The sequence below is a fragment of the Psychrobacter sp. genome, from assembly GCF_035469765.1.
GTDB lineage: Bacteria > Pseudomonadota > Gammaproteobacteria > Pseudomonadales > Moraxellaceae > Psychrobacter.
Map to the genome: position 1 here is coordinate 1 of NZ_DATIRM010000017.1, position 2,958 is coordinate 2,958.

The following is a 2,958-nucleotide window of genomic DNA, read 5'->3' on the forward strand; positions in this document are numbered from 1 at the left end:
AAAGCCCATCAGCACAGCGCTGGAAACAAAGGGATCAAGCCATTGGGCGAAGCCGAGGTGGACTGACGACCAAGATACATACTCGTACAGATGCGCTAGGCAATCCTACTGGCTTTTATGTAACAGGTGGAGCAGCTCATGACCTGTGTGGCTCAGATGAACTGCTCGATGTCAGTATTAGCCTAACCTGGCTTGCTGATAAGGCTTATGATGCTGATGCCCGTGTCATTGAACCGATTAAAGCCGTACAAGGCAATGCGGTTATACCGCCTAAGTGTCATCGGTTGCAGCCAAGAGACTTCGATAAAGAGCTCTATAAAGCGCGACACTTAATTAAAAACTTCTTTGCCAAGATTAAGCAGTATCGTGCGATTGCTACTCGCTATGACAAGTTAGCCTGTCATTTCTTGAGTGCTATTCATCTGGTTTCTTCTGTTATTTGGCTTAATTGATGACACGCCCTAGTTACGATTATTAAAAACCAATCTTAGTTAATAATAGAAAAAAGGAGTATAAGTATTATCGTTATTTCTTCCATGGAATTAGGCTATGCATCCAGCCCTAGCGTATCGCTTATTAAATAATTTTACCGTTATTATGAGTGTTATTGGAATAGTATTCGCATTGGTAGATAGTGGATTTACCCTATCATCTTGGCTACAGCATGCTTTTCACCTTTTTTATTTAATTATCATTTTACTTGGATTCGTCGCAACGGTTTGGCGCTATGTTCGCGCAAAGACGCGCCTCTCTGTCAATAAAGTAGCGATTTTTGATTTACTAGCCAGTGTGGCTATTTTTGCTTTACTGGCGGTACATTTCACTGAATTAGCTCGCTCAGGGCTATCGATGCCAGTTGATGGATTTATTGCGATTAAGATTGCCGTGTTTGTTACTTTTATTCGTGAAATATCCGACAATAACTTTAATCTGAATCGTGCCTTTTTAAACCCTGGTCAGTTGTTCATCTTAAGTTTTTTATCAGTGGTATTGGTTGGAGCGTTACTATTGATGATGCCTAACGCTACCACTGAGCCTATATCCTTTGTTGACGCCCTATTTACTGCTACCAGCGCAGTCTGCGTCACAGGGCTGATTGTGGTAGATACGGCAACGCGTTTTACTACTTTTGGGCAAGTTATTATTATAGGGCTGATTCAAATTGGCGGCTTGGGAATCTTGACCTTTGTGACTTACTTCAGCTACTTTTTTAAAGGTGGCGTCAGTTATGAGACCCAGCTCAGTATCAGTGAGATGAACTTTTCACGGCGTTTGGGCGACATGGTGTCCACCTTAAAGTCTATTCTATATGTCACCTTTGGCGTTGAAGCACTCGCTGCTATGCTAATTTATATCAGTATTTATGATTTACCCGGTATGAACTTCTCTGAACGGATGTTTTTTTCTGTCTTTCATGCCATCTCTGCTTTCTGTAATGCTGGATTCTCAACATTCAGTGCTGGCTTATATGATGAGTCGCTACGCTTTAATTATCCTTTACAGCTGATTATCAGTACTACCTTCTTATTTGGCGGCATGGGTTTTTTGATTGTCGCCAATCTACTGCGTTATCTACGTCACCGTACCCAAAGGGCGCTCCATCCTCATGATCCGCGTTATGGCTATCAGCCGTGGCTGCTCAGTATCAATAGTCGTATCAATTTGATTACCTCTGGTGCCTTATTACTGATCGGGCTGATTGGGGTATTGATGTTTGAATACAATGGCATACTTGCTGAGCATAGCAGTGTTTACGGTAAGGTCATTACGGGGTTATTTACGGCAGCTACCCCGCGTACGGCAGGATTTAATATTGCTGATATGGACGCGCTGGCATTCCCGACCATTATGCTGACCATTTTTTTGATGTGGATTGGGGCATCTCCGAACTCAACGGGCGGCGGTATCAAGACCAGCACCTTTGCTATTGCAGTCTTAAACACCTTAAGCTTAGCGCGCGGTCAGACCAAAGTTGAAGTATTCCAACGTGAAATTGCTGACATCTCTATTCGTCGTGCCTTTTCAATTATTTGGTTGTCATTATTGGTCATTGGACTGGGCGTGACGCTCATCAGTTACGATCAGCCTGAGCTTGATTTGATGAAAGTCATTTTTGAATGTTTTTCGGCATACAGCACTGTAGGTCTCAGCTTAAACCTAACGACTGATTTATCAACCTTTAGCAAGCTTGTGGTCTCAGTGATTATGTTTGTTGGGCGCGTCGGCATGTTGACTATTTTTATTGCCCTACTTAAAAACAAGCATCAACGTAACTATCGTTATCCAACCGAAGAGATTACTATTAATTAGTCATGCCCTATTGCTGTATTTACGATTGCATAAGTACCAAGGAATATTATGAAATATATTATCGCAGGTTTAGGAAGTTTTGGTTCTTCACTCGGGATGGCGCTGACCAGCCAAGGTCATGAGGTTATTGCTATCGATAGCAGTATGCAAAAGGTTGAAGCGTATAAAGAGCTTATCACCCATACTATCTGCATGGATGCCACCGATGAGTATACGGTCAACGGTCTACCGATTATGGATACTGATATTGTCGTGGTGGCGATTGGCGAAGACCAAGGGGCAAATGTGATGGCGACGGCACTGTTTAAAACCTTGAAAGCCAAGCATTTAATCAGTCGCAGTATCAACCCGCTCCACGAAAAAGTTCTCCAAGCAATTGGGGTTGATGATATTTTTCATCCCGAAAAAGAATCAGCAATGCGCTGGGCAAAACGGCTATCGCTACGGTATTTCGTCGACTCATTTAGTTTAACGGAACACTTTAGTATCGTTGAGATTAGTATCCCAAATATTTTAATTGGAAAAACGATTGCGGCTTTACAAATGGCACAGAAATTTAATCTTAAATTATTAAGTACCATGCGCTACGAGCACTATGAAGACAGTTTTGGTCGTCGCCAAAGTAAGCCCAGTATTCAAGGTTTAGCA

Annotated in this window: 3 protein-coding genes; all 3 read left to right on the top strand. The window is 42.4% G+C overall.

The window, feature by feature from the left end; translation table 11 throughout:
* Nucleotides 1-452: IS5 family transposase (locus VLN09_RS00400; RefSeq protein ID WP_325243022.1), on the top strand; the 452-nt coding region annotated here is incomplete at its 5' end.
* A 97-nt stretch (nucleotides 453-549) separates the two neighbouring features.
* Nucleotides 550-2,310, top strand: coding sequence for a TrkH family potassium uptake protein (locus VLN09_RS00405; RefSeq protein ID WP_325243024.1), 1,761 nt, complete (start codon nucleotides 550-552; stop codon nucleotides 2,308-2,310).
* Between the two features lie 48 nt (nucleotides 2,311-2,358).
* Nucleotides 2,359-2,958 (top strand): TrkA family potassium uptake protein (locus VLN09_RS00410; protein ID WP_325243027.1); only part of this gene is annotated, 600 nt, incomplete at its 3' end.

Coding starts and splice junctions, on each gene's coding strand:
- VLN09_RS00405 (WP_325243024.1), top strand. CDS start 550: ATGCATCCAGCCCTAGCGTATCGCTTATTAAATAATTTTACCGTTATT.